The organism is Streptomyces sp. NPDC001599 (genome assembly GCF_042893535.1).
Lineage (GTDB): Bacteria > Actinomycetota > Actinomycetes > Streptomycetales > Streptomycetaceae > Streptomyces.
Window position 1 is genome coordinate 107,494 of sequence record NZ_JBIAVA010000019.1, and the last position, 19,977, is coordinate 127,470.

The window sequence follows — 19,977 nt, forward strand, 5'->3', positions numbered from 1 at the left end:
CGGGAGCGCCGGCGGCGTACGGTGCCCCGCGACCGCCGCGTCCCGGGGCCCTGTCGCTGCTCCTGCTCGCCACCACGCTCGGCAGCGCCATCACCCTGTCCGTCCCGACCGCGTTCGGCGTCGGCATGACCGGCCGGGTGGCCCTGCGGGTCCGGGCGGTGACGGTCGCGACGGCCGGGGAGTGACCCAGCCTGCGCCGGTCTAACTCGCGGCCCGCAGCCCCTCCCCCAGCCTCCGCAGTCCCTCCGCGATCTCGTCCGGTGTCTGGGTGACGAAGCAGAGCCGCAGCGTGGCGCGGTCGGGCTCGCCGGCGTGAAAGGGGGCGCCGGGGACGTACGCCACGTCGTGCCGGACCACCCCGGGGAGCAGGGCGGTGGTGTCGTACCCCTCCGGCAGCCGAGCCCACAGGAACATGCCGCCCTCGGGGCGGGTCCACACCGACCCGGCCGGGAGGGCGTCCGCGAGGCCCGCGAGCATGGCGTCACGGCGCCGGCCGTAGACGGCGGCGACCCGGGCGACGTGGGCGTCCAGGTCGCGGTCGGCCAGGTAGCGGGCGGCGGCGAGCTGGTTGACGGTCGGGGTGTGCAGGTCGGCGGCCTGCTTGGCGACCGCGCAGGCCCGGCGCAGCTCGGCGGGCGCCCGCAGCCAGCCCAGGCGCAGGCCGGGCGCCATGACCTTGGAGAAGGAGCCCAGCAGCACGGTCCGGTCCAGGGCGCCCTCGTAGGAGGCGATCCACGGCACCCGCTCGCCCTCGAAGCGCAGTTCGCCGTACGGGTCGTCCTCGACGATCCACAGGCCGCACCGCCCGGCGACCTCGGCGACGGCGGCCCGGCGGGCGGCGGGCACGGTGCGGCCGGTGGGATTGGAGAACGTGGGGACCGTGTAGAGCAGCTTGGGGCGCTCGCGCACCACCAGCTCCTCCAGTGCCCCGGGGTCTATCCCGTCCTCGTCCCCGGGCACGGCCACCACCCGGGCGCCCGCGAAGCCGAAGGCCTGGAGCGCGGCCAGGTAGCAGGGGCGCTCGACGAGGACGGTGTCGCCGGGTTCGAGCAGGGCGGTGGCCAGGAGCGACAGGGCCTGCTGGGAGCCGGTGGTGACGAGGATGTCGTCGGCGCCGGTGGCCAGCCCGCGCGCCGAGGTGCGGGCGGCGAGCGCGGTCCGCAGGGCGGGCTCGCCCTCGGTCGTGGAGTACTGCAGGGCCCGCGCGGGCGTCTCGGCGAGGACGTCCCGGTACGCGGCGGCGATGCCCTCCGCGTCGAAGAGTTCGGGGGCCGGCAGCCCGCCCGCGAAGTTGATCACCTCGGGGCGGGCGGTGACGGCGAGGATGTCCCGTACGGGCGAGCCGCCGATCGACCGGGCCCGCGCGGCGAGCGGCGGCAGTGGAGCGGTGGCGGCGGGCGCGTTCTCAGTCACGGTCATGGGCGCAGCGTAAAGAAATACGTGCCGCCTACAGGTGACTTTCCGCGATCCGGACACCCGTACGACCCGCGACCGCCGTGCCGTCAGCCCTTGGTGCCCAGCCCGCCGTACACGTTGATGTCCGCGTCCGTGACGTCGTTGATGTCCCGGTAGCGGACCTTCTCGATGTCGTCCAGGTCGGCCAGGTACGACTCCTCCGGCTGCTCCGGCACCGGTGCCGCGTGGTCGGGCCGCCAGTGGTGCACCGGGACGACCCCCGGCTCGGCCGGCTCGAGACCGGCCTCGGTGAAGAAGCGCTCGACGTCCTTGCGGGAGCGCAGCACGAAGGTGAAGCCGCGCTCCGTGTACGTCCGCTGGACCGCGCGGATGTTCTCCGGGTTGAGGTCCTCCGTGAGGTGGCTGAGGACGAGCCGGCTGCCGGCGGGCAGCGCGTCCATCAGCTCGCGGACGATCGGGTACGCCTCCTCGTCCTCGACGAAGTGCAGGATGGCGACGAGGCAGAGCGCCACGGGCCGGTCGAAGTCGAGGGTTCCGGCGGCCTGTTCCAGAATCTGCGCCGGGCTCTTCAGGTCGGCGTCGATGTAGTCCGTACGCCCCTCGGGACCGCTGGTGAGCAGGGCGCGGGCGTGGGCCAGCACGACCGGGTCGTTGTCGACGTAGACGACCCTCGACTCGGGGGCGATGCGCTGGGCGATCTGGTGCACGTTCTCGGCGGTGGGCAGCCCGGTGCCGATGTCGAGGAACTGCCGGATGCCGTCCTCGCGGGCGAGCGCGGTCACCGCGCGCCGCAGGAAGTCGCGGTTGTGCCGTACGTCGAGGTAACCGCGCGGGTTGGCGGCGAGCCCGGCGGCAGCGGCGGCGAGGTCGGCGGGGTAGTGGTCCTTGCCGCCGAGGAAGACGTCGTAGACCCGGGCCGGGTGCGCCTTGCTGCTGTCGATCCTCCTCCGCAGCTCCGCGGGGTCCTGACTGAGGGCGTCACCGGGCATGGGCGTCCCACCTTTCGGATGTCGCCTGACGAAGCGAACCGGTTAGATGGTCAACAACCTATCCCCCGGGCCGACTTGCCGCTGCCCCGCCGTGGCCGCCGCGTCACCCGCCCTCGACCGGCTCCCAGTGGTCGCCGCCGAGGGGGTACGCGTAGTAGGAGTCGTCCCGGGAGGCGCTGGTGCGGAACGGCTTGCCGTGGTCGTCGACGCGTGTCATGCCGTGCCGGCCGCCGCTGGACCACTCCAGCTCCAGGTACCAGCTGACGTCCTGGCCACTGGTGTGCGCGGTGGCGTGGAAGACCTCCGTGTCGGACTCGGTGACGCTGTACGGAAAGTCCCGCTGGCCCCCGATCGGTACCGCCGTCGGTGTGCCCAGGTCGAGCGAGACGTCGAAGGACGCGGTGTCCACCTGGCCGCCGCAGCCGTTGCCCATCACGTACTGGTTCCAGTCCAGCGCCGGACCGCTGCTCACCACACGGACGTGCAGGTCCTCCAGGACCACCGTCTCCGGGCCGGTGCCCTGCACGGTGAGGACGACCTCCTGCCGGTTCGCGGAGACCGCCTTGAGGGGGGCGGCCCAGCCGACGGCGCCCTGCTGCGGCGGCGGCTTCGGCACGTTCTGCGGGCTGCGGTCGACCAGGAAGGCGTGGTCGCAGGGCACGTCCCAGTAGTACGGGGTGGTGGACACGGTGAGCGGAGGCCCGGCGGGGGGCGCCTCGCGGCTCGGCCCGTCGGTGGCCCGGCGCGATGGCGTCGAGGAGGGGGACCCGGACGGGGACGCGGAGGCGGACGGGGAGGACGTGGAGGCGCTCGCGCTCGGGGAGCCCGACCCGGTCGCGGTCGCGGACACCGACGCGGAGGTCTGCGCGACGGCCCCGGCCGGACCGTGCCCGCCGTCCTCTCCCGGGCCGGAGACGAGATTCGCCACCAGCGCCACGGCGGCGCTGACGGCGACGACGCCGGACGCGGCGTAGAGCGCGGCGCGCGGGACCCGACGGCGGGCCGGGGCGGGTGCGTCCAGGACGGACGGCGCGTCCGGCACGGGCGGCGCGTCCGGCACGGGCTGCGTCGCCGACGCCGGTGGGGCGGGCGGGGCGCTGCCCGCGACCGGACCCTCGGAGCTCCCGGGGCTCCCGGAGTCCTCGGCATCCCCGGAGCCCTCGGAGCCCTCGGAGTCCTCGGAGCCCTCGCCGCCCTCGGCCTCCTCCTTCTTCACGCCGCGCAGGGCGTCCGCGCGGATCCAGCGGCGGTGGAGTTCGAGCAACTCCTCCGGCGTCGCCCGGCACACGCGGGCGAGGCGTTCGACGGGCGCGAACTCGACCGGCACCACCTCCCCGCTGACGTACCGGTGCAGGGTCGAGCCGCTCATGTGCAGCCGCTTGCCGAGAGCCCCGTAACTGAGTCCGGACCGCTCCTTCAGCTCCCGAAGCAGTCCCGCGAAGTCGTCCCCCGCCACCGTTCCTCCCTCTCCTCGCATCCCCGTACCGCATCCCAGAGGGACAACATTCCCGCAGGTCAAGGCGTTCCCGGCGTCCCATTGTCCCGCATGATCGCCCGTCGCTGGCGGCTGGGACGAACCCGGCCGCAAGCTGTGGTCATCAAAGCAGCCGCTCCCGGAGAACGGTCGACCGGCTCGCCTCAACTCCCCACTTGTGAAGGAGAACTTCCATGTCCGCACGCCGCATCACCCGTACCCGCCTGTTCGCCGCCACCACGGTCGCACTGGCCGCGCTCTCCCTCACGGCCTGCGAGGGCGACGAACTCACGGGCTCCCCGGCACCCGACTCCACCGCCTCCGCGCCGGCCGACGGGAACAGCGTCCAGCCGGCGGGCAGCGCGAAGGGTGTCGAGGGATCGACGGGCTCGAACGGATCCACCGGCTCCACCGGCTCGAACGGATCCACCGCCTCGAACGGCTCCGCCGGAAACGACAAGGCATCGGGCTCGGGCTCCGGCTCGGCCTCCGGTTCCAGCACCGGCGCCGACAAGGGCTCCGACTCGGACGTCCCCGGCGAGTGCTCCGCCTCCGACGTGCGGATCACCGCGGCGAACGCCCCCCGCCCGATCAACCACCTGCTGCTGACCGCCACCAACACCGGCTCGAAGACGTGCGCGCTGCCGCAGTACCCGGCGGCGCGGTTCGGCGAGGCCCAGTCCGTGCCGCCGGTCGCGGAGTCCAGCAAGCCGCAGTCGCTGACGACGCTGGCCCCGGGCGAGTCGGGCTACGCGGGCGTGCGCCTGTCGTCCGCCGACGGCAGCGGCGAGAACGGCTACGACGCGAAGACCCTCACCATCCCGTTCGAGGACGGCTCCATCGCCACGGTGAAGCTGCCCTCCGGCGGCGTGTACGTCGACACCGCGCTGACGGTCACCTACTGGCAGACCGACGCTTCGAACGCGCTCGAGTACTGAAGGGGCCCGCACCCCCGGACGCCCCGCACCCCTTGTGTGCGGGGCCGCCACCGGTCGCTCAGCGCAGGGTGCGAGCGACCTCGGTCGCCCAGTACGTCAGGATGTTGCGCGCGCCCGCCCGCTTGATCCCGGTGAGGGACTCCAGGATGGCCCGGTCGCGGTCGATCCACCCCTTCTCGGCGGCGGCCTCGATCATCGAGTACTCGCCGGAGATCTGGTAGGCGGCGACGGGCACGTCCGAGGCCTCGGCGACCTTGACGAGGATGTCGAGGTAGGGCCCGGCCGGCTTGACCATCACCATGTCGGCGCCCTCCTCCAGGTCCAGCGCCAACTCCCGCAGCGACTCCCGCGCGTTGGCGGAGTCCTGCTGGTAGGTCTTGCGGTCGCCCTTGAGCGAGGACCCGACGGCCTCCCGGAAGGGCCCGTAGAAGGCGGAGGCGTACTTGGCGGTGTACGCGAGGATCGCGACGTCCTCCCGCCCGATCTGGTCGAGCGCGTCCCGGACGACGCCGATCTGCCCGTCCATCATCCCGCTGGGCCCGACGACATGGGCGCCCGCGTCGGCCTGGACCTGCGCCATCTCGGCGTACCGCTCGAGCGTGGCGTCGTTGTCGACGCGCCCCTGGTCGTCGAGCACCCCGCAGTGTCCGTGATCGGTGAACTCGTCGAGGCAGAGGTCGGACATCACCAGCAGCTCGTCGCCGACCTCGGCCCGTACGTCCCGCAGCGCGACCTGAAGGATCCCGTCGGGGTCGGTGCCCGCCGTCCCGGCGGCGTCCTTCTTCCCCTCCTCCGGCACCCCGAAGAGCATGATCCCGGAGACACCGGCCTCGACCGCCTCCGCGGCCGCCTTCTTCAGCGTGTCCCGCGTGTGCTGCACGACACCGGGCATCGCCGCGATCGGCACCGGCTCGCTCGCGCCCTCGCGGACGAAGGCGGGGAGGATGAAGTCGGCGGGGTGCAGCCGGGTCTCGGCGACCATCCGACGCATCACGGGGGTGGTCCGCAGTCGCCGGGGCCGGGTGCCGGGAAAGGATCCGTACGTCGTCATACCACCTACGCTACGCCCGCCCCACCCGTGCCTTTGCCGACGGGAAGTCGGCCCGGGCGGCCCCTTCCCGCGGGCTCCCCTACGAGGCCGGAGGGCCGGCCGGCGGCCACGGCACGTCGGCCAGCAACGGGAGCAGTACCTCCTCCTCGTAGTCGAGATGCGCGTTGAGCTGTGCGGACATCTCGTCCATCTCGGCCCGGAAGCGCACCGGATCGGCGATGGCGACACCGTCCAGCAGGGCGGCCAGCTCACCCTGGATGCGGGCGACCGTGCGGTGCTCGTCGGCGAGCCGGTCGAAGACGCCGGTCAGGTGGGGGTGGTGCCGGGCGATCCCGGGGAACAGGTGCCCGTCCTCGCTCACGTGGTGGAACTCCAGCGCCTGGCAGAACGCCAGGCAACGCTGCCGGATCTGCAGCCCGAGGCCCGGCGACGCACCGGCCGTCGCCGGGGAAGCGAAGTGGGCCTCGGCCTCGGCGCGTACCTGCCGCAGCTGCCCGCGCAGCCAGGTGTGCACCTCCAGGAGCTTGTCGGCGAGCGTACGGACTTCTCGGGGCCCCTCCCACCCCTCGGGCTCGGCCCGCTCAAGCACCACGACCGGCAGCCGCCTGCCGGTGCGGGCCTGGTAGTCGCCGTAGCCGGGCGCAGCCCGCACGACGTGCGCGAACAGTTCCTCGCGCCGGGCCCCCTCGGCGGGCACCGCGAGCGCCTCGAAGCTCGACGTGCCCACCTCCACCCGGACCACGGGGTGGGCGAGCAGGTTGTGGTACCAGCCGGGGTGGCGCGGCCCCCCGAGGTTGGACCCGACGACGAGCAGGGCGTCCCCGTGGCGGACGTAGCCGAGCGGGGTGGTCCGTGCGGCGCCCGACCTGGCGCCGGTGGTGGTCAGCAGGAGCAGGTCTCCGCCCTCGAAGGGGCCGCCGACCTTCCCCTCGTTGGCGCGCAACTCGTCGATGACGGACTGGTGGAACGACGTGGGCATGGGTTTGTGTCTCCGGAACGGCAGGCCGGCAGGCCGCGACAGCGGCACCTGCCGCGAGTCACGAGCCACGAAGCCGACAAGAATCAGGAATGAGGAATGAGGAACGACGACGGGCGAAAGCGCTGCGTCGGAATCAGGGCGCGGAGTATGAACGCATCACGTACCCCTTGATGGAAGGGCGCTCGCCCGCTCGCCGGTCGGCCCACTGCTCTTTGACCGGCGCCACGCGGCACCACGCTCATTACACGCACCGGCCCGCCCCCCTGTCAACGCGGGCCCGCCTGCCACCGGTTACCGGTTACCGGCCCTACTGCACCCGTACGACGTGCTTGCCCCGAACGCCCCCGGCGGCCAGGGCCCGTTGGGCGTCGGCGACTCCGTCGAGCGGGTGGACGGTGTCCACGACGGGGACGATGTCACCGCGCTCGGCGAGCCGGGCGGCCTCGGCGAGCAGCGCGCCGTCGGGATTGCCGCTGAAGACGCGGATGCGCCCCCTGCCGTGGGCGACGGAACCGAGCACGGTACCGATCCACGCGAGCGGCCGGTCGAGGTCGGGGGCGATGGCGACCATGCGCCCGCCCGGTGCCAGCAGCCGCCGTACCCGGGCCTGCTCGGTGCCGACGGTGTCGAGGACGACGTCGAAGCGGCCGAGCGCGGACAGCGCGGTCGTCCGGTGGTCCAGCGCCTCCTCGGCGCCCAGCCCCCGCACGAAGTCGAGGTTCCGGCCGCCCGCGAGCGCGACGACACGGCCCCCGAGCACCTTTCCCACCTGCACGGCGACACTGCCCACGCCCCCACTCCCGCCCCGCACGAGCAGCCGCTCACCCGGCTGCAGGGCGGCCTTGTCGCGCAGCGCGGTCACCGCCGTGGTCGCGCCCGCGATCAACGAGACGGCCTCCTCCGGCGTGAGGTTCTCGGGGGCGGACGCGATCCGCCGGGGGCTGACGGCGACGTACTCGGCCATGCTGCCGGTACGGCGCCCCAGCAGCCCCCACACCCGCTGTCCCTCCCGGAATCCGCGAACCGAGGCCCCGGCCTCGGCCACCTCCCCCGCGAAGTCGATGCCGCACCCCTTGGGAAAGGCCCGGCCGGTCACCAGGCGCACCTTCCCCGTCCGGTCGTGCAGGTCCCCGCCGTTGACCCCGGCGGCACGCACCCGCACCAGCACCTCGCCGGGGCCGACGGCGGGCACCGGCCGCCGTCCGACGTACAGCACCTCGGGAGGCCCGTAGCGGTCGAAGAGAACCGCCTTCATCTCACCCATGTCTCGTGATCCACATCGTGTTCGGGAAGTGCGGAGGCGAGGCCCGCATCCGCTGCTAACCTCACGCTAGACACCTAAGTGGACGACACCCTCCACTTAACCCGGAAGTGAGAAACATGCCTGACCAGCCCTCTCACAAGCCCGCAGAGCACAAGCCCGCAGAGCCCACCACCGGGTTCCCTCCGCGGGACGCACTGCGGGCCGACGCCCGCCGCAACCGCGAACGCGTCCTGGAGGCCGCACGCGAGGTCTTCGCCGCCCAGGGCGTGGACGCCCCGATGAGCGCGGTCGCCCGCCGGGCGGGCGTCGGCGTGGCCACCCTCTACCGCCGCTTCCCCACCCGCTCGTCCCTCGTGGCCGCGGCCTTCGACGACCAGCTCGCCGTGTGCGCGACCGCGTTCGAGGAGGCCCTGGCCGACCCCGACCCGGGACACGGCCTGTACACGCTCCTACGGAAGGTGTGCACCACCCTGGTCACCGACCGCGGCTTCGAGACGGTGTTCATGGCCGGTTTCCCGGCGTCGCTGGACTACGACCGGGAACGCGCCTGCGCCGAGGAGCGCCTGGCCCACCTCGTCCAGCGCGCCCGCGACGCCGGCCAACTCCGCGAGGACTTCTCCCCCGCCGACATCCCCCTGCTCCTCCTGGCGGTGAGCGGCCTGGCCTCCCAGCCCCCCGAAACCGCCGTCCCCGCCGCCCACCGCCTCCTCACCTACCTCTTCCAGTCCTTCCAGGCCGACCCTCCGGCCCGCCCGGCCCCCCTGCCGCCCGCCCCGGCGCTGGACCTGTCGGGACTGCACCGGCCGACGGAACGCCCGTAGCGGGTACACCCCGCACCCTCGGCTACTCGGGGAACGGACCGCGGACCGAGACCCCGCCGTCCAGCACGATCTGCTGGCCGGTGACGTAGCGCGACTCGTCCGAGGCCAGATAGACGGCTGCGTCGGCCATCTCCTCCGACGTGCCGTAGCGGCCCGCCGGGATCTCCGGAACCCATGCGGCGGAGGGACCGGCGTTGACGGCGGTACTGATCGCCCCGCCCGCGACGACGTTCATCCGGATGCCGTCGGCCGCGTACTCGGCCGCGACGGTCCGCGCCAGACTGTGCAGACCGGCCTTGGCCGCGCCGTAACCGGCCTGCGTCGGCGCGGCCATGAAGCCGGTGACCGAGCCGATGCTGACGATGTTCCCGCCGGTGCCCTGCTCCAGGAACAGCCGCAGCACGCGTCGTACCGCGCGCGCCACGTAGCGCAGGTTCAGTTCGTAGACGGTGTCCCAGTCGGCGTCCGCCATCTCGTGCAGCTTGACCGCGGGTACGAACGCCACCTGCCCGCCGACCACCGTGATCAGGACGTCAAGACCGCCGAGCCGTTCGGCCGCGCCGACGATCACGTCTTCGAGCTGCTCGCGGGAACGGACGTCGCCGCTCAGCGCGTGGGCGACGTGTCCGGCCGCCAGCAACTCGTCCGCCGCCTCGGTCGCCCGCGCGGCATCCAGGTCGGCCACCGCCACCGCCGCCCCGGCGGCCGCACAGGAACGGACGATGCTCCGGCCGATCCCTGCCCCGCCACCACCGATCACCAGAGTCCGCTTGCCCTCGAGCCTGCCCAACCCGGTCATGCACCCTCCACCGTCGTCAAGTCGCCCAAGGCTAAGCGCAGTCGCCCCCGCCCACTCGCGGTTTTCGTGGCGGGTGCTGGGGCCGGTAGCGGGGTGGGCGGGGTCAGTAGCGGGGGAAGGGCGCCCACTGCTTGATCGCGAAGTCCTTGCCCGTGTTCTCGATCTCCAGGGCGGTGTGCCCGCTGAAGTGGGCGGGGAACACGAGGGCCTTGTTGTCTGCGGCCCAGCCGAGCAGCCGCAGGCGGGTGGCACGGGACTGGGCCGGGTCCAGGTCGAAGCAGCTGTTGTGGCCGGGGTGGGCGATCTGCAGGGGCGTGTGGAGGATGTCGCCCGCGAACAGCGCCCGGTCGCCGCGGGATCCGAGGGTGATCACGGCGGCGCCGGGGGTGTGGCCGGGAGCGGCCTCCAGACGCAGGTTGGCGTCGATGTCCCGGCTGGTCTCCCACAGTTGGACCTGACCCGAGGCCAGGACGGGAGCGATGCTGTCCTCGAACGCGTTCTCGTTGACGCCGCCGGCGATGTCCGGGTTGTTGGCGGGGTTCCAGTACTCGACGTCGATCTTCGGCAGCAGGTAGGTGGCGTTGGGGAAAGTGGGTGCCCAGACGCCGTCGACGAGCCGGGTGTTCCAGCCGATGTGGTCGCTGTGCAGGTGGGTGTTGACGACCAGGTCGACATCCTCGGGCCGCACACCGGCACGGGCGAGATTTCCGAGGTAGTCCAGCGCGAGGTGGTCCCAGGCTTCGACGGCCGGGCGCGTCTTGTCGTTGCCGACGCCGGTGTCGATCAGGATCGTCCGGCCACCACTGCGCAGTACCCAGGTCTGCATGGCGGTGTGGACCATGACACCGTCGGCTCCCAGGTGATCGGGCACGAGGCTCTCGCGGTGGTCCTGCCACGCCTGCTCGGGCATGTCGGGAAAGAACTGGTCCGCGGGCATGATCGGCCCGTGCATCTCCTCGACCCGGCTGACCCTGACATCGCCCAGGGTGATCTCGTACGTGGTCTCGTGCATGTCCTGCATGGTGCTTCTCCTTCGGTGCGGGTGCGGGTGCGAGTGCGGGTGCGGGGGTCAGCAGTCGAGGCGGGCGAGGAGCAGGTTCGGGTCCTCGCCGGTGAGGTAGGCGGCGCTCAGCACGTAGACCCGGTCGCCGCGCACGGCGACGGATGTGGGGTTCTGCAGGCCGTCGACCGAGGTCAGGACGGTGGAGTGAGTGCCGTCGGGCTGGACGAGCGCGACCTCGCTGGGACCGTTGAGCGTGGCCAGCAGCTGGTCGCCGCGGCCGGTGAAGGCGAAGTCGTCGATCCCTGTCAGGCCGGTGGCCTCGGTCCGGACCTTGCCGGCGTGCCCGTGCCGACGCATGGGGATACGCAGGACGGTGCCCTTGTCGAGGTTGGTGGCCCAGACGGCACCGTTGTGGATCTTCAGTCCGTTGGCGCCGAGGAAGCCTGTGGAGGCCAGTTCGGGGGCGGTGGACCAGGCGGTGGGAGTGCCCCCGGAGGCGGGGACCTTCCAGATGGTGCCGAGTACGGAATCGGTGATGTAGAGGGTGTCGGTACGCCGGTCCAGCGCCAGGCCGTTGGGCAGGCCGTTCGCGGGCAGCGCGGCGATGCGCTGCGGCCGGCCGCCGGGGTGCAGCCGCCACACGCCGGTGAGGTCTGCGGTGCCGGTGGCGTACAGGAAGTACAGCGTGCCGTCGTGAGCGCGTACGACGCCGGTGGTCAGCGGGAAGCGCATGACAGGGGTGTGAACACCGCCGTCCGCGGGCTCCGGCAGGGTGGCGAGGACCCGGACGGCGCCCGCGCGGGAGACTCTGGCGACCTGCCGCCCCGCGGCGAAGGTGACGTACGCGTCGCCGTTCGGCGCCATGGCGATGTTCTCCGGCGTCCGGCCCTCGGCCAGGTCGAAGTGTTCGGCGATCCGCGCTTCGGCCAGGGGTGCGGAGGCGGCCGAGGCCGCGGTGGGAACGAGCGCGGGGATGGTGGCCGCGACCATGATGCCCGCCGTCACGGCGGACCGGAAAAGCCTCGTGGACATGAGCCTCGTGGCCATGATTCTTCCCTTTCAGTGTGTTCTCGGGCATGCGGCAGCGACATGCCGACGCACGCGGCGACCTGCGGCCACGGGCGGGTATGGGGGTGTGCGGGTACGAGGACGTGCGGGTACGAGGGTGTGCGGATGTGCGGCGCGCGGCGCGGTCTCGTCCGAGCGGGTCAGTCCTGACCGACGCGGGTTCCCGTCCGTGCCGGTTCGGCGGAGGAACCGGACTGTGCGGTGGCCCGGGCGAGCAGGGTCAGCCCCGCCCGTGAGGGTGAGTCCGGTTCGGTGGTGGCGACGACCACGGCGGGACCCGGCCCGTGGCTCAGCGTCTGCTGCGTGACGGTCAGCGCACCGACCAGCGGATGGCGCATCCCGTAGGTGGCGACGGTGCACGCCCTGATCCGGTGGTCGGCCCACATCGTGGCGAACTCCCCGCTCTTCGCGGACAGTTCCCCCACCAGCGCGTGCAGTTCCGTGTCCTCCGGATGACGGCCGGCCACCAGGCGCAGACTCCCGACCACCGCCCTTGCCTTGCTCGGCCAGTCCGCGTACAGCTCACGGACATGGGGGTCGAGGAACACCAGCCGGGCCATGTTGGGGCGCTCACGGGGGAGGTCCGGGGAACCCGGATCCAGGTGCCCGGCGAACAGCGCGTGCCCCGGCCGGTTCCACGCCAGCACGTCGCTGCGACGTCCCAGAACGATCGCCGGAACGTCCCCCATCACGTCCAGCAACTGACGGGTCGGCTCCGACACGCGTTCCGGCGCGGACCGTCGGCCGCGAGTGCGCTGCCTGCCCGTACGGGCCACGTCGTGCAGGTACCGCCGCTCGGACTCGTCCAGCAGCAGCGCCCCGGCGAGCGCGTCCAGCACCTCGGGGGACGCGCTCGTGGACTCGCCCCGCTCCAACCGCGTGTAGTACGAGGCGCTCACCCCGGCGAGCAGCGCCAGCTCCTCACGGCGAAGACCCGGCACACGTCGGCGCTCCCCGTACGTGGGCACTCCGACATCCTCCGGGCGCAGTTGCGAGCGCCGTGTGTGCAGGAAGTCCCCGAGGGGCGTTTTCGCGGTCATGACTGCAAGTGTGGGACCTCCCCCCGCGGGTTGCCTGCCCCAACCCGGGGTAGGCAGCGCCGGGTCCGACGAGCCCGCGCGCGTACGGTTCCCGGCCGACGCGCCCGCGCCGGGGGCCTGGTGGCGCGTCTACGCGCCGCCGGGCTGACCGACGTGTTCGGACTCGTCGTACGACGACGGGGCGCCCCTGAAAGCCAGGGACGCCCCGCATTCACCTCAGGTCGAAGACCGCCGTCTCCGTGACCCCGGCCGCCGCTCGCTCGGCCGCGTCACCGGATCCCCCGCCTCAAGGGCCGCCGCCCGGCGGCGCAGGCCGAAGTCGGCCAGGGCCTCCGCCAGCTTGTGGACGGACGGTTCGGGGGCCATGACGTCGACGCGCAGCCCGTGTTCCTCGGCCGTCTTGGCGGTCGCCGGGCCGATGCAGGCGATCACCGTGACGTTGTGCGGCTTGCCCGCGATGCCGACCAGGTTGCGGACCGTGGAGGACGAGGTGAAGAGCACCGCGTCGAAGCCGCCGCCCTTGATGGCCTCCCGGGTCGTGGCCGGGGGCGGCGAGGCGCGCACCGTGCGGTAGGCCGTGACGTCGTCGACCTCCCAGCCCAGCTCGATCAGACCGGCGACGAGGGTCTCGGTGGCGATGTCGGCCCGAGGGAGGAAGACACGGTCGATCGGGTCGAAGACCGGGTCGTACGGCGGCCAGTCCTCCAGCAGACCGGCTGCCGACTGCTCGCCGCTCGGCACCAGGTCCGGCTTGACGCCGAAGGCGATCAGCGCGTTGGCCGTCTGCTCGCCCACCGCGGCCACCTTGATGCCGGCGAAGGCGCGGGCGTCCAGCCCGTACTCCTCGAACTTCTCGCGGACCGCCTTCACCGCGTTGACCGACGTGAACGCGATCCACTCGTAGCGGCCCGTCACCAGGCCCTTGACCGCCCGCTCCATCTGCTGCGGGGTGCGCGGCGGTTCCACCGCGATGGTCGGGACCTCGCTGGGGACGGCCCCGTAGGACCGCAGCTGGTCGGAGAGCGAAGCCGCCTGCTCCTTGGTGCGCGGGACGAGGACCTTCCAGCCGAACAGCGGCTTGGACTCGAACCACGACAGCTGGTCGCGCCGGGCGGCGGAGCTGCGCTCGCCGACCACGGCTATCACCGGGCGGCCGCCGTCCGGGGACGGCAGCACCTTCGCCTGCTTCAGCGTCTGGGCGACCGTGCCGAGCGTGGCGGACCAGGTACGCTGCCTGGTCGTCGTACCGGCGATCGTCACCGTCAGCGGGGTGTCCGGCTTGCGGCCCGCCGAGACCAGCTCGCCGGCCGCCGCCGCGACCGAGTCGAGCGTCGTCGACACGACCACCGTGCCGTCGGAGGCGCCCACCTCGGTCCAACAGCGGTCCGACGCCGTACGGGCGTCCACGAAGCGCACGTCCGCGCCCTCCGCGTCCCGCAGCGGCACACCGGCGTACGCGGGCACGCCGACGGCGTTCGCGATGCCCGGGACGACCTCGAAGGGCACCCCGGCCGCGGCGCACGCCAGCATCTCCTCGGCGGCGTACGCGTCGAGCCCGGGGTCACCGGTCACCGCACGCACGACCCGCCTGCCGCCCCGCGCGGCCTCCATGACAAGATGTGCGGCATCCCGCACAGCGGGGGCGCCGAGGGTCGTTGACGCACCGTCAACTACCGTCAGCTGGGGCGCGCCTGTGCCCGGATCCGACGGATCGGCATCCGTGTGCACTTCCGACACGCCCTGCCTCGCGTGCGTGCGTACGACGTCGAGCACCTCGTGCTCGGCGACGAGGACGTCCGCGTGCGCCAGCGCCTCGACGGCGCGCAGAGTCAGCAGTCCCGGATCTCCGGGTCCGGCACCGAGGAAGGTGACGTGCCCGTGTTCAGGACCGGCGGGAAGGGTGGTGGGGCTCACTGTGCTCGCTCCCCCATCAGACCGGCCGCGCCCTGGGCGAGCATCTCGGTGGCGAGTTCGCCGCCGAGCGCCAGCGCCGCCTCGTGCGTCTCGGGCACGGGACCGGTGGTGGACAGCTGCACCAGCGTCGAGCCGTCGGTCGTGCCGACGACGCCGCGCAGGCGCATTTCCTTGACAGTCTGCCCGTCGGCCAGAAGGTCGGCCAGCGCCCCCACGGGTGCGCTGCAACCGGCCTCCAGGGCGGCGAGCAGTGAGCGCTCGGCCGTGACGGCGGCCCGCGTGAACGGGTCGTCGAGCTCGGCGAGCGCGGCAATCAGCGAGGCGTTGTCCGCCGCGCACTCGACCGCCAGTGCCCCCTGGCCGGGGGCCGGCAGAACCGTGTCGACCGACAGGAAGTCGGTCACCTCGTCGATGCGCCCCACCCGGTTCAGCCCGGCGGCGGCCAGCACGACCGCGTCCAGCTCACCACTGCGGACGTATCCGATGCGGGTGTCGACGTTGCCCCGGATCGGGACGGTCTCGATCTCCACCCCGTGGGCGCGGGCGTACGCGTTCAGCTGCGCCATGCGGCGCGGCGCGCCCGTGCCGATGCGCGCCCCGCTCGGGAGGTCGGTCAGCTTGCGCGCGTCCCGGGCGACGACCACGTCCCGCGGGTCCTCGCGCTCCGGGATCGCGGCCACGACCAGGCCCTCGTGCTGCGCGGTGGGGAGGTCCTTGAGCGAGTGAACCGCGAAGTCCACCTCACCCCGGAGCAGCGCGTCGCGCAGCGCGGCGACGAACACCCCCGTGCCGCCGATCTGCGCCAGGTGCTCCCGCGACGTGTCGCCGTACGTGGTGATCTCGACCAGCTCAACGGGCCGACCGGTCACCTGGCTCACGGCGTCCGCCACCTGCCCGGACTGGGCCATGGCGAGCTTGCTCCGCCTGGTCCCCAGCCTCAGTGCCTTCTCAGTCATGCCGGCCCTCGGTTCTTCTCAGTGCTGTTCTCGGCGCGGGAGACGGAGGCCACCGTCTCCTGGTCGAGGTCGAACAGGGTGCGCAGCGCGTCCGCGTACCCGGCACCGCCGGGTTCGGCGGCGAGCTGCTTGACCCGCACCGTCGGCGCGTGCAGCAGCTTGTCGACCACACGCTTGACGGTCTGGGTGATCTCGGCCCGGTGCTTGTCGTCGAGCCCCGGCAGCCGCCCTTCCAGGCGGGCGATCTCGCCGGCCACGACGTCCGCGGCCATGCTGCGCAGCGCGACCACGGTGGGCGTGATGTGCGCGGCGCGCTGGGCGGCGCCGAAGGCCGCGACCTCGTCGGCGACGATCCGGCGGACCATGTCGACGTCGGCGGCCATCGGTGCGTCGGCCGAGGCGTCGGCGAGCGACTCGATGTCCACCAGGCGGACCCCGGCCAGCCGGTGCACGGCGGCGTCGACGTCCCGCGGCATCGCGAGGTCGAGCAGGAAGAGCACGGGCTCGGGGCGCGGCACCTCGGCGACCGGCTCCGGGCGGCGGCGCTCGGGGATGCGGCCGACGCGGGTCGCCGTCGCGGCGAGCGCGCCGATCAGCTCGGCGTCCGCCTCCGGTCCGGTCCGGCCCGGCTCGCGCGTCCGGTCCACCGCCGTACCGCCCGCGGCCCACGCGCCGTGCTGCTCCAGCGTCGCCGCGTCCATGCCGGCCACGGCGGCCTCGCCCATGACGGAGAAGCCGGAGGGGACGGAGGACACGGAGGAGAGGTCCAGGGGGCAGTTCTCGTCGGCGGCGCTCCCGGCACCCGGCAGCGGCGTTTCGCCGGCCTCCCGTACGGCAGTCTCCCGCACGGCGGTGTCCCCGACGGCGGGCGCGCCGGTGCGCCCCTCCACCGTCGCCGCCACGGAGTCGGCCGTGAGGACGAGACCGGTCGCCCCGGTGCAGGAAACGGCCACGTCGGCACGTGTCAGCTCGCCCGGCACCGCGTCCATCGGTACCGCGCGGGCCAGCACGTCCGTGTCGTCGCCCTCGGAGAGACGTTGTCCATATTGCTCTTCGAGCAGAAGCGCGAGGCGCTCGGCGCGCTCGAAGGTGCGGTTGGCGACCACGATCTCGGCGACCCCGGCCCGCGCCAGGGTGGCGGCGGCCAGCGAGGACATCGAACCGGCGCCGATGACCAGCGCCTTCTTGCCCCGGGCCCACCGCTCGACGTCGGCCCCCGCGGACAGCTGCTCCAGGCCGAAGGTGACCAGGGACTGCCCGGCGCGGTCGATTCCGGTCTCGGAGTGGGCGCGCTTGCCGACCCGCAGCGCCTGCTGGAACAGGTCGTTCAGGAGCCGCCCGGCGGTGTGCAGCTCCTGGGCGCGGGCCAGCGAGTCCTTTATCTGGCCGAGGATCTGCCCCTCGCCGACCACCATCGAGTCCAGTCCGCAGGCCACCGAGAACAGGTGGTGGACGGCCCGGTCCTCGTAGTGCACGTAGAGGTAGGGGGTCAGCTCCTCCAGGCCGACGCCGCTGTGCTGGGCGAGCAGCGTGGACAGCTCGGCGACACCGGCGTGGAACTTGTCCACGTCGGCGTACAGCTCGATGCGGTTGCAGGTGGCCAGGACCGCGGCCTCGGTGGCCGGTTCGGCGGCGACCGTGTCCTGGAGCAGCTTGAGCTGCGCGTCCGCGTTCAGGGAGGCCCGCTCGAGCACGCTGACGGGGGCGCTGCGGTGGCTCAGCCCGACGACGAGGAGACTCATGCCGGCATCACGGCGGGTACGTCCCCGTCGGGTCCCTGGTCGGCGGAGCCGGTGGAGTGCGGCTGCTTGCGGGCGGCGACGGGCGGTGCGACGCCGTCGGCCGCGGCCTCCTCGCCCGCCTTGCGCTGCTCGTGGAAGGCGAGGATCTGCAGCTCGATGGAGAGGTCGACCTTGCGCACGTCGACGCCCTCGGGGACGTTCAGCACGGTCGGCGCGAAGTTCAGGATGGAGGTGACACCGGCGGCCACGAGGCGGTCGCAGACCTGCTGGGCGGCGCCGGCGGGGGTCGCGATCACGCCGATCGAGACACCGTCGTCCTGGATGATCTTCTCCAGCTCGTCGGTGTGCTGCACCGGGATGCCGGCGACGGGCTTTCCGGCCATTCCCGGATCGGCGTCGATGAGCGCGGCGACGCGGAACCCGCGGGAGGCGAAACCACCGTAGTTGGCGAGCGCGGCACCGAGGTTGCCGATACCGACGATCACAACCGGCCAGTCCTGGGTGAGGCCGAGTTCGCGCGAGATCTGGTAGACGAGATACTCGACGTCGTAGCCGACACCACGCGTCCCGTAGGAGCCGAGGTAGGAGAAGTCCTTGCGCAGCTTCGCGGAGTTGACCCCCGCGGCGGCCGCCAGCTCCTCGGAGGAGACCGTGGGCACCGAGCGCTCGGAGAGCGCGGTCAGCGCGCGGAGGTACAGCGGAAGCCTGGCGACGGTGGCCTCGGGAATCCCTCGGCTGCGGGTCGCCGGTCGGTGTGCTCGGCCAGTTGCCACGGTGCTCCTGCGGGTAGAGCGGGGCTGTAGGCGGTCATACGTCCCTACATGACCGCCCCGTCGAATGCAGGCTATGTCTTTGTGAACGCGTGCACAAAGATGGTGTCCGATTTGCCCGGCCAACGTGACCGGGGTCACGCGCCCCCGGCGCACGGAACGGGAACCGGCACATACGTACTCTCGTTCCTCACTCATCGGGGGCAAAGCCGTACACGCTCCTCACGATCAACGCCCCCGAGACCTGGTCGCCATCGATCCTAAGCGACCATACGGACTACTTGTACTGATCGGTCAGTACCTTGCGCAGCCGTTCCTCGTTCACACGCCAGAAGGTGTGCTGCCTGCCGTCGACCAGCACGACCGGAATCTGTTCCCAGTACTGGTCGTGGAGTTGGCGGTCCTCGGTGATGTCCCTCCCCTCCCAGGGGACGCCGAGTTCGGCGCAGACCTTCTCGACGACGAGCTGTGCGTCATCACACAGATGACAGCCGGGTTTGCGGATGAGGGTGACGAGATGGTTCTCGGAGTGCTCAGAGGGCTGCGCGGGCTTCCGGCGGAAGAGGGGACTCATGCCGGCCATTCTCGCGCGCGCGGGCGTGACCGCGGGCGCGACCGCGGCCGAGCCCTCGGAGCGCGGCCGCGTAACGGCACCGCCGCCCGGAGTTCACAGCCTGCGAACCCGTCGGCTCCGAAGCATCCGAACAGGCTGGCTATGCTCACTGGCATGGCCGCTCTTCGATGGCTCACTCCCCGTAGGCGCTCCGCCACGGCGCGGAGCGTGTTGGCAGGCGAGGCCTCGGCGGAGGCAGCCCGCAAGTCCGCGGAAGCCGCCGAGCTCGCCGAGACCCCTCAGGAAACCGCCCCCGACTCCGGTGTCGCCGAACCGGAGTTCCCGGTCCACGGCGACGACCGCGCGGCCGCCTTCTTCGACCTCGACAACACCGTCATGCAGGGCGCCGCGATCTTCCACTTCGGCCGGGGCCTGTACAAGCGGAAGTTCTTCGAGACCCGCGACCTCGCCCGCTTCGCCTGGCAGCAGGCGTGGTTCCGGCTGGCCGGGTTCGAGGACCCGGAGCACATGCAGGACGCCCGCGACTCCGCGCTCTCCATCGTCAAGGGCCACCGCGTCTCCGAGCTGAAGTCGATCGGCGAGGAGATCTACGACGAGTACATGGCCGAGCGGATCTGGCCCGGCACCCGCGCCCTCGCCCAGGCCCACCTGGACGCCGGACAGAAGGTCTGGCTGGTCACGGCCGCCCCGGTGGAGATCGCCCAGGTGATCGCCCGCCGCCTGGGCCTGACCGGCGCGCTCGGCACGGTGGCCGAGTCGATCGGCGGCGTCTACACGGGCAAGCTGGTCGGCGAACCGCTGCACGGCCCCGCGAAGGCCGAGGCGGTCCGGGCGCTGGCCGCGGCCGAGGCCCTGGACCTGTCCCGCTGCGCCGCCTACAGCGACTCCCACAACGACATCCCGATGCTGTCGCTGGTCGGACACCCGTACGCCATCAACCCGGACTCCAAGCTGCGCAAGCACGCCCGCGAGCTGGAGTGGCGGCTGCGCGACTACCGCACCGGGCGCAAGGCCGCCAAGGTCGGCATCCCCGCGGCCGCGGGCGTCGGCGCGGTCGCGGGCGGCACCGCGGCGGCCATCGCGCTGCACCGCCGCCGCCGTTGACCCGACTGTTGACCCAGTCGTTGACCCGGCCGTTGACCCAATCGGGATGACGTACCCCCGGGACGGGCTCTCCAG

General features: G+C 72.7%; 18 protein-coding genes. 3 read left to right on the forward strand and 15 right to left on the reverse strand.

Features of this window, described 5'->3' with window-relative positions; genetic code table 11:
• Positions 1-201 precede the first annotated feature (201 nt).
• From ACFYZ3_RS33560 to ACFYZ3_RS33570, 3 genes are all read right to left on the reverse strand, one after another.
• Positions 202-1,419, reverse strand: a complete 1,218-nt coding sequence (locus ACFYZ3_RS33560; protein WP_388525793.1) for a PLP-dependent aminotransferase family protein — start codon at positions 1,417-1,419, stop codon at positions 202-204.
• 83 nt (positions 1,420-1,502) lie between these two features.
• Complete coding sequence (locus ACFYZ3_RS33565; protein ID WP_388525796.1) at positions 1,503-2,405, reverse strand: SAM-dependent methyltransferase; 903 nt, start codon at positions 2,403-2,405, stop codon at positions 1,503-1,505.
• A gap of 103 nt (positions 2,406-2,508) precedes the next feature.
• Positions 2,509-3,861 (reverse strand): helix-turn-helix domain-containing protein, encoded by a 1,353-nt coding sequence (locus ACFYZ3_RS33570; protein ID WP_388525799.1) that lies wholly within the window; start codon positions 3,859-3,861, stop codon positions 2,509-2,511.
• Between the two features lie 212 nt (positions 3,862-4,073).
• On the opposite strand from ACFYZ3_RS33570, the gene ACFYZ3_RS33575 reads away from it, so the two are divergent.
• Positions 4,074-4,817, forward strand: coding sequence for a DUF4232 domain-containing protein (locus tag ACFYZ3_RS33575; RefSeq protein ID WP_388525802.1), 744 nt, complete (start codon positions 4,074-4,076; stop codon positions 4,815-4,817).
• 58 nt (positions 4,818-4,875) lie between these two features.
• Here ACFYZ3_RS33575 and hemB read toward each other — a convergent pair whose 3' ends face one another.
• The 3 genes from hemB to ACFYZ3_RS33590 form a co-directional block, all read right to left on the reverse strand.
• A complete protein-coding gene (gene hemB / locus ACFYZ3_RS33580; protein ID WP_388525805.1) occupies positions 4,876-5,868 on the reverse strand; it encodes a porphobilinogen synthase in 993 nt (330 codons plus the stop codon).
• 79 nt (positions 5,869-5,947) lie between these two features.
• Entirely contained in the window at positions 5,948-6,847 is a 900-nt protein-coding gene (locus tag ACFYZ3_RS33585; protein ID WP_388525808.1) for a nitroreductase/quinone reductase family protein, read from the reverse strand.
• Positions 6,848-7,154: 307 nt separating this feature from the next.
• Positions 7,155-8,111, reverse strand: a complete 957-nt coding sequence (locus ACFYZ3_RS33590) for an NAD(P)-dependent alcohol dehydrogenase (RefSeq protein ID WP_388525811.1) — start codon at positions 8,109-8,111, stop codon at positions 7,155-7,157.
• Between the two features lie 116 nt (positions 8,112-8,227).
• Here ACFYZ3_RS33590 and ACFYZ3_RS33595 point away from each other — a divergent pair, with 116 nt between their 5' ends.
• Positions 8,228-8,932 carry a TetR/AcrR family transcriptional regulator gene (locus ACFYZ3_RS33595; RefSeq protein WP_388525813.1) on the forward strand — a complete coding sequence of 235 codons (705 nt, stop codon included), beginning with the start codon at positions 8,228-8,230 and terminating at the stop codon, positions 8,930-8,932.
• A gap of 22 nt (positions 8,933-8,954) precedes the next feature.
• On the opposite strand, the gene ACFYZ3_RS33600 is transcribed toward ACFYZ3_RS33595, so the two are convergent.
• From ACFYZ3_RS33600 to ACFYZ3_RS33640, 9 genes are all read right to left on the reverse strand, one after another.
• Positions 8,955-9,731 carry an SDR family NAD(P)-dependent oxidoreductase gene (locus ACFYZ3_RS33600; RefSeq protein WP_388525816.1) on the reverse strand — a complete coding sequence of 259 codons (777 nt, stop codon included), beginning with the start codon at positions 9,729-9,731 and terminating at the stop codon, positions 8,955-8,957.
• A gap of 103 nt (positions 9,732-9,834) precedes the next feature.
• Positions 9,835-10,743, reverse strand: coding sequence for an MBL fold metallo-hydrolase (locus tag ACFYZ3_RS33605; protein ID WP_388525872.1), 909 nt, complete (start codon positions 10,741-10,743; stop codon positions 9,835-9,837).
• Positions 10,744-10,800: 57 nt separating this feature from the next.
• Positions 10,801-11,781 (reverse strand): hypothetical protein, encoded by a 981-nt coding sequence (locus ACFYZ3_RS33610; protein ID WP_388525819.1) that lies wholly within the window; start codon positions 11,779-11,781, stop codon positions 10,801-10,803.
• Positions 11,782-11,942: 161 nt separating this feature from the next.
• Complete coding sequence (locus ACFYZ3_RS33615) at positions 11,943-12,842, reverse strand: helix-turn-helix domain-containing protein (protein WP_388525822.1); 900 nt, start codon at positions 12,840-12,842, stop codon at positions 11,943-11,945.
• A gap of 216 nt (positions 12,843-13,058) precedes the next feature.
• The gene (locus ACFYZ3_RS33620; protein WP_388525825.1) at positions 13,059-14,756 is read right to left on the reverse strand and encodes a uroporphyrinogen-III synthase; all 1,698 of its coding nucleotides are present in this window, start codon (positions 14,754-14,756) and stop codon (positions 13,059-13,061) included.
• Entirely contained in the window at positions 14,753-15,712 is a 960-nt protein-coding gene (hemC, locus tag ACFYZ3_RS33625) for a hydroxymethylbilane synthase (RefSeq protein WP_388525828.1), read from the reverse strand. The genes ACFYZ3_RS33620 and hemC overlap by 4 nt, the downstream gene beginning before the upstream one ends.
• Positions 15,709-17,454: a glutamyl-tRNA reductase gene (locus ACFYZ3_RS33630; RefSeq protein WP_388525831.1), complete on the reverse strand. Its 1,746-nt coding sequence runs from the start codon at positions 17,452-17,454 to the stop codon at positions 15,709-15,711. Before ACFYZ3_RS33630 ends, hemC begins: the two co-directional genes overlap by 4 nt.
• Positions 17,451-18,227, reverse strand: coding sequence for a redox-sensing transcriptional repressor Rex (locus tag ACFYZ3_RS33635; RefSeq protein ID WP_388525834.1), 777 nt, complete (start codon positions 18,225-18,227; stop codon positions 17,451-17,453). The genes ACFYZ3_RS33630 and ACFYZ3_RS33635 overlap by 4 nt, the downstream gene beginning before the upstream one ends.
• Before the next feature lie 274 nt (positions 18,228-18,501).
• Positions 18,502-18,807, reverse strand: a complete 306-nt coding sequence (locus ACFYZ3_RS33640; protein WP_388525837.1) for a glutaredoxin family protein — start codon at positions 18,805-18,807, stop codon at positions 18,502-18,504.
• 144 nt (positions 18,808-18,951) lie between these two features.
• On the opposite strand from ACFYZ3_RS33640, the gene ACFYZ3_RS33645 reads away from it, so the two are divergent.
• Positions 18,952-19,902 carry an HAD family hydrolase gene (locus ACFYZ3_RS33645; RefSeq protein WP_388525840.1) on the forward strand — a complete coding sequence of 317 codons (951 nt, stop codon included), beginning with the start codon at positions 18,952-18,954 and terminating at the stop codon, positions 19,900-19,902.
• Positions 19,903-19,977: the final 75 nt, after the last annotated feature.